7 protein-coding genes are annotated in these 6,486 nt (G+C 66.1%); 4 read left to right on the top strand and 3 right to left on the bottom strand.

Translation table 11 applies throughout. The annotated features are described in order from the left end of the window. From AOK23_RS31530 to AOK23_RS31520, 3 genes are all read right to left on the bottom strand, one after another. On the bottom strand, positions 1-461 hold a 461-nt coding region (locus AOK23_RS31530; RefSeq protein ID WP_169800354.1), incomplete at its 3' end, for an ABC transporter permease family protein. Positions 462-516: 55 nt separating this feature from the next. Continuing rightward, positions 517-1,431 (bottom strand): carbohydrate ABC transporter permease, encoded by a 915-nt coding sequence (locus AOK23_RS31525; protein WP_055715977.1) that lies wholly within the window; start codon positions 1,429-1,431, stop codon positions 517-519. Further along, entirely contained in the window at positions 1,428-2,792 is a 1,365-nt protein-coding gene (locus AOK23_RS31520; RefSeq protein ID WP_055715976.1) for an ABC transporter substrate-binding protein, read from the bottom strand. Before AOK23_RS31520 ends, AOK23_RS31525 begins: the two co-directional genes overlap by 4 nt. 372 nt (positions 2,793-3,164) lie before the next feature. On the opposite strand from AOK23_RS31520, the gene AOK23_RS31515 reads away from it, so the two are divergent. From AOK23_RS31515 to AOK23_RS31505, 4 genes are all read left to right on the top strand, one after another. Further along, the gene (locus tag AOK23_RS31515) at positions 3,165-3,962 is read left to right on the top strand and encodes a FadR/GntR family transcriptional regulator (protein ID WP_055715975.1); all 798 of its coding nucleotides are present in this window, start codon (positions 3,165-3,167) and stop codon (positions 3,960-3,962) included. A 420-nt stretch (positions 3,963-4,382) separates the two neighbouring features. Continuing rightward, positions 4,383-4,556, top strand: a complete 174-nt coding sequence (locus tag AOK23_RS48635) for a hypothetical protein (protein WP_169800353.1) — start codon at positions 4,383-4,385, stop codon at positions 4,554-4,556. Positions 4,557-4,772: 216 nt separating this feature from the next. Further along, positions 4,773-5,021 carry an RICIN domain-containing protein gene (locus AOK23_RS31510; RefSeq protein ID WP_055715974.1) on the top strand — a complete coding sequence of 83 codons (249 nt, stop codon included), beginning with the start codon at positions 4,773-4,775 and terminating at the stop codon, positions 5,019-5,021. Between the two features lie 82 nt (positions 5,022-5,103). Next, complete coding sequence (locus AOK23_RS31505) at positions 5,104-6,486, top strand: glycoside hydrolase family 43 protein (RefSeq protein ID WP_055715973.1); 1,383 nt, start codon at positions 5,104-5,106, stop codon at positions 6,484-6,486.

The following is a 6,486-nucleotide window of genomic DNA, read 5'->3' as shown; positions in this document are numbered from 1 at the left end:
CCGATCAGGCCCACCGCGTTGATCTCCAGGAACAACGGCACCACCAGCGTGGCGGTCGGCATGAGCATCACGACGAGGGTCGAGACGAGCAGGGTGTGCCGTCCGCGGAACTCGGTCATGGCCAGGGCGTACCCCGCCGGTACGGCCACGCAGAGGGTGATGACCAGTGAGATCGTCGCGTACAACGTGGAGTTGCCCAGCCATTGCAGGACGGCGTTGTCCTGGAACGCCGTGAGGGCGTCCCAGTTGGTCTTGAAGGCGTGCCAGGAGCCGAAGGACAGCGGGCTGCCATGGACGAGTTGCTGGTCGGTCTTGGTCGCCGCGAGGACGAGCCACAGCATCGGCAGCACGAAGAACACCAGGAAGACGAGCAGTATGGATCCGGTCAGCAGGCGGGGCACGAGGCGACGCGGGTGATGTGGGCGCCGCCGCTCAGGGGCCTGGTCGTGCGCTCGGCTCATGGCGCTTGGTTCCCCTTCAGTGCGTGGTATGGCGGCGGCTGGGCCGGCAGACGTCCTAGTCGGCATCGAAGAACCCCGACCGGGCGACGAAGACGGCGGCGGCCGACACGCTGACGACCAGGAGCTCCACCGAGACCGCGGCGGCGCCGTTGATGTTGTTCATCTGGAAGGCGAAGTCGTACGTCAGCTGGTTCAGCGAGTAGTCGCGTCCGGCCACGCCCACACTGGCGAGGGAAAGCAACTGCGGCTCCACGAAGAGCTGGGCGCCGCCCGCGAAGGCCAGGATCACCATGTACACGATCCACTTGCGGAGCATGGGGATCTGGATGTGCCAGGCGGTCTGCCAGGCGCCCGCGCCGTCGATGCGCGCGGCTTCCATGACGTCGGTGGGGATGTTGTTGAGCGCGCCGTAGATGACGACGATCCAGCCGCCCGCGCCGGTCCAGAACGCGATGATCGTGAACAGCAGGGGCAGGTTGCCGGGGGCGATCACCTCGCCGAAGGTGTGGAAGCCCAGCATGCCCAGCAGTGAACTTACCGGGCTCACCGTCGGGTCGAGCATGAACAGCCACACCAGCACACTCGCGGCGCCGGCGAGCGCTCCGGGGATGTAGAAGAGGAAGCGCAGGGACTTGCTCATGGTGCCCGAGGCGAGACGGTGCAGCAGCAGCGCCAGGGCCACCACGAACACCACGAGTGAGACCAGCCAGAACAGCAGGTACAGCGCGACATGGCCTACGGCGTCCATGAAGCGGAAGTCCCGCGCCGTGTTGACGAAGTTGCTGAAGCCGGTGAACGTGCCCCCGGCGTCGGTGAAGGCGAAGTAGACGGCGTATCCGGTCGGAAGGATGCCGAACGCGATCAGGAGGAGCACGTAGGCGGCGACGAAGGCGATGCCGGCCCGGCTCTGCCGGGCGGCGCCGCGGGGGCGCCGACCGGCGGAGCCGGACGGGGAGTGGCTGAGGGTCACTGCGAGACCTTGTATCCGTTGGACTCGGCGTGCTTGACGATGGAGTCCTGCCAGGCGGGCAGCATCGAGACGATGGACTTGCCCTGGGTCAGGCCGGGCTTGACGGTGGCCGCCCAGATCGCCTCCTGACTGAACTTGCCCGAGCCCCAGCCGGGCCAGACCTGTGAGGAGGCGGCCGAGAGGGCGCTCAGGTCGCTGGCGAAGTAGCCGGAGGCGTCCTGTCCCTTCAGCCAGGTCTCGGCCGCGGGCGCGTACGCGGGGAAGCCCGGCCCCTTCTCGCCCTGGTAGGCGTTGTCGGTGGTGACCCACTTCAGGAAGTCGGTGGCGGCCTTGAGGTGGGTGGAGTGTTTGGACAGTAGCCAGGTGCCGCCGCCGACGTTGCCGGTGGACGGCGCGTTGTCTCCCTGCCACTGCGGGATGGGCGCCGCCGCGATCTGCCCGGCCGGGGTCTTGAGGGTGTCCTTGAAGACCGCGCCGCCGAACCAGGCGGGTCCGGGCATGAGGAGGATCTTGTCGGCCTTGTTCTTGCCGAAGTCGGTGCTGAAGACGCCGCTGATGGACATGGACTTGTTCTTGATCAGTACGTCCAGGAGCTTGGCCATCTTGGTGCAGGCCTCGCTGGTGGTGTTCACCGAGACAGCCTTGGGGCCGGTGATGTCGTTGGCGCCGCACTTGCTCGCCCACAGATAGATCTCAGGGGTGAAGGAGTCGCCGGCGTCGCCCACGAGATAACCCGGGTGCTTCTTGGCCACCTTCTCGCCGAGCTTCTGGTACTCCTCCCAGGTCGCCGGAACCTGGTAGCCGAACTTCTTCAGCAGCGGCGCGTTGTACCAGAGCACTGCCTGGGAGAGGTCGTTGCGCAGACAGTAGACCGTGCCGTCGACCGTGCAGACGTCGTTGGCGCCCTTCGCGAACTGCCCCAGGGTCGACTCGGGTATCAGGCCCTTGTTGAGCGGAGCGGCGAAGCCCGCGTCGACCGCCCAGGAGGCCTCGTTGTTCTGGGAGCTGAAGACGACGTCCGGCCAGCCCTTGTTGGTGCGGTTGAACAGCTGGACCTTGGTCTGGAGGTAGTTGGAGCCGTTGGCGTTGCCGTCGTAGCTGACGATGTCCAGCTTCACCTCGGGGTGCAGTTGCTGGTACAGCTTCGCGGCTTCCATACGGGTCGCGTCCACCCAGACGGTCAACGCGCCGTCCTTCTGCGGCGCCTGGGCGAAGCCGTCCTTGGTGGTCGTACCGGCGGTGCTGCCGCCGCCACAGGCCGTCACGGTCAGCAGCACCGTGGCCGCGCACCCGGCCAGCAACGCCGCACGCTTCTTGCTGAGCGCTCTCTTGGGGTTGGACGAAGGCTTGTTGACGGTCATGAGTGACTCCACTGGGTTTGCGGGTGCCTCGAGCAAGTCGGGGGTAGCGCTTGGATGGGCCGACGCCGGGCCGTCCCGGGCGGGCGTCAGGCACTGAAGGCGGCTGTGCTGCTACTGACTGGAAGAAATTAGGCGCCTCATCCAGGGCTCCGTCAAGGGTACGGACGGCGTTCCTTGGCGCATCTAGGGCCGATGACGTAGTGGTCGTGCACAGTTATGTCCAATTAAGGGCATTTGTGCACTGAGAAATCTAGAGCTTACGTCGTAGATCTTGGTCAGAATGAGTACGACTTACTGTTCCTCTGAGCTACGATGCTGTCGGCTCCACGGCGATCAGTCGCGTTCGCCGCAGTCACCCGGGAGGCATCACAGATGGACGACACACCAGGGATCGAAGCGGCCTTGCCGGCTCAGGCCCTTCCTTCTGGGCCCCCGGCGGTGAACGGCTCGGACGAGCGGAGCGACTACCGTCCCGGGTACGAAATCGTGGCGGAGCGGATCCTCGAGTACATCGCCGAGGAGCGGCTGGTGGCGGGTGACCGGCTGCCCACGGAGATCGACCTGGCCCAGACGCTGAACACCAGCAGGGCGGTGGTGCGGGAAGCCGTGAAGATCCTCTCGGCACTGGGCCGTGTACGGGCTCACAAGGGGAGGGGCCTGTTCGTCGCGGACGACGAAGGCATGCTCATCACCAGCCGTTGGGGAGGTTTCTTCCGTCCCGTCGATATCGACCACGTACTGATGCTGTTCGAGTTCCGCAGGGTCCAGGAGATGTCCGCCAGCAGTCTGGCGGCCACCCGCGCCACCCCTTCGGAACTGCGCACCATCGAGGTGGCCATGGAGCAGTGCCGGCACGGGTTCGTCCACGGCCAGGTCGACGTGTTCAACCAGGCGGACGAAGACTTCCACGCGGCCGTGTCCGCGGCCTCGCACAACACCTTCCTCGTCAGCGCCGTGCGGGACGCGCGACGTCTGCAGCGCCAGTCCAGCGCCATCGGTATCCACAACACGCTCGGCGAGAACACCGGGGCGGCCGTCGAGGAGCATGAGGCGATCTACCGGGCCATCCGTGACGGCCGCCCGGAGGAGGCGGCGCAGGCCACCGCAGCACACCTCGACAGAACCCTGGAGGACTACCGGCGCGAGATCCAGCGGCGCCTGTTCGGGTAACGCTGCGTCAGCATGCGCGCCCGGGGCTCGTCTTGTTGGCGCATCGACGCGGACGCACCCTTCGGCGCGGCGCAGATGTCCCATACCACCAGGACGCCTCAGAAAAGCCAGAACGACCCGTTGACTTCTGCGCAACCGGAACTCTAGCTTCGGCGATACCTGTTCGGAAATCCGAGCATTGTTCGAAATGTCGACCAATGCTCTGTATTCGATTGGTATGCCCCGGAAGGAACACGTATGCCCCTTCAGTGTCTCGCCCCCCCGAACAAGACGCCTGTGCAGAGCCGTCCTCGTCCGGGCCGCGGTGCTCGCTATGGCCGCCGGCACCCTGGTCGGCCTCCAGCACCAGCAGGCCACCGAACTGGACCGGGCGGAACCGGTCGCGGTGACGTCCAACCAGATCCCGGTACCCCGGCGCCGATGGGCTGGGCCTCGTGGAACACCTTCGCCGCGAAGATCGACTACAACGTGATCAAGGCGCAGGTCGACGCGTTCGTCGCGGCCGGACTGCCGCAGGCCGGGTACAAGTACATCAACCTCGAGGTCCTGTGGACCTGCAACGGCAGCAACACCCAGAAGTGGACCCTGTCGTAGCCCGCACCACAGTGCGAGGGACTGTACGACGATCGGTGGAAATCCCGATCATGGAAGCCGCGTCGATGACCCGCGAGACGGTGTCCGAGTCCGAGGCTGTCGAGCCCACGAAGGCCGTGGACGACCAGCTGATGTGACGAGTCGACGGGCCTGGCCCGGGCCGACGTGGCGATCATGTCGGCCCAGGCCCCACCGGCAAGGTCAGCCTCCTGGACCATGCGCTGGAAGAACGCGCCGAACGCCGCGGACGGCGCGCGAGTCGTACAGGCGACCGCCGACGGCCGCACCAGCCAGCAGTGGCAACTGCGCCCCCAGACCGGCGGCGCGTTCGCCGTGGTCAACCGCAACAGCGGCAAGGTACTCGACGTCAGCGGAGGCAGCACCACAGACGATGCCGCGCTGATCCAGTACCGCGACGTCGGCAGCACCAACCAGCGACGGACCTTTCAGCGCGCCACCGGCTAGGGACCCTGAGGGGCCCTTGCAGGAAGAAGACCGGACTTTCGATGCGCCACTTCCCCACCCCTGTACCCCCTGGAGACATCAGATGAGCACAAGCGCAACCCCTCTCCCGTCGCGCCGGCTGTTCCTCGGCATGGCCGCGGCCGTGCCGCTGTCCATGACCGGCGCGCTGACCATCGGTAGCCAGTCCGCGGCCGCCGCGAGCGGCTCCCCGTTTGTCATGTGCTACTTCACCCAGTCACCGAGAGGCCTTGGCACGGACTACGGCCTGCACCTCGCGGTCAGCACCGACGCGCTTCAGTGGATGCCGCTGAACCAGAACAACCCCGTCGTGACCCCAACCGGGGGCACGGGTGGCCTGCGCGACCCCTTCATCCTGCCCAAGCAGGACGGCACCTTCGTCGTCATGGCGACTGACCTGAAGGGAACCAACTGGAATCTGCAGAGCCAGTACATCCACGTCTGGGACTCCGCCGACCTGCGCTCCTTCGACAACTACCGCCTGCTGAAGCTGCACTCGATGGCCACCCACACCTGGGCGCCCGAGGCCTTCTGGGACGCCTCCCGCGGCCAGTACGCCATCATCTACTCGTCCGTCAACAGCAGCGGACACAACGTGATCATGGTGAACTACACCACGGATTTCAAGACGGTGACGGCGCCGCAGGTCTTCTTCGACCCGGGCTACGACATCATCGACGGCTCCCTGGCCATGAACGTGAACGGCGTCAACTACCTGTACTTCAAGGCGCGCAACAGCCTCGTGGGTGCGAGGTCCACCTCGCTCGATCCCGGCAGTTTCACCGTCTTCACCTCGGGCTTGGCGCCGCAAGGAGGCATCGAGGGCCCGATCCTCGCCCAGGCTTCCGGCACTTGGTACCTGTGGGGCGACGCCAACGCGCTGTTCTACGCCTGGCAGACCAGCGACCTCTCCACCGGCACCTGGACCGCCACCGACCGGCGCCTTTACACCCAGCCGCTGAACTCCAAGCACGCCGACATCAAGCCGATCCCCCAGACGGTGTACGACAACATGGTCGCCAAGTGGGGCAAGCCCACCTGGAACCGGCTGAAGTCCTACAACTTCCCGAACAGATACTGGCGGCACGCCGACTACATCGGCCGCATCGACCCGTACCCGTTCGACCCTTACACCGACTCGCAATGGAAGCTGGTCCCCGGACTGGCCGACTCCTCCGGCGTCTCCTTCCAATCCGTCAACAATCCGACCCGCTACCTGCGGCACTCCTACTACCAGCTGCGACTGGACGTCAACGACGGCACCACGAGATTCGCCCAGGACGCCACCTTCCACAAGACCGCCGGGCTCGCCGACCCGTCCTGGTCGTCGTTCCGCTCGCACAACTACCCCGACCGCCACATCCGGCACCTCGACTCCGTGCTGCGCATCGACCAGATCTCCACCGCCACCGCCAGGGCTGACGCCACGTTCTCCGTCTGGTACTGA

Source organism: Streptomyces torulosus (genome assembly GCF_001419765.1).
In the GTDB taxonomy this organism is placed as follows: domain Bacteria; phylum Actinomycetota; class Actinomycetes; order Streptomycetales; family Streptomycetaceae; genus Streptomyces; species Streptomyces torulosus.
Note: the sequence above shows the minus strand (reverse complement) of the source record. Positions and strands in the feature narration are given on the sequence as shown.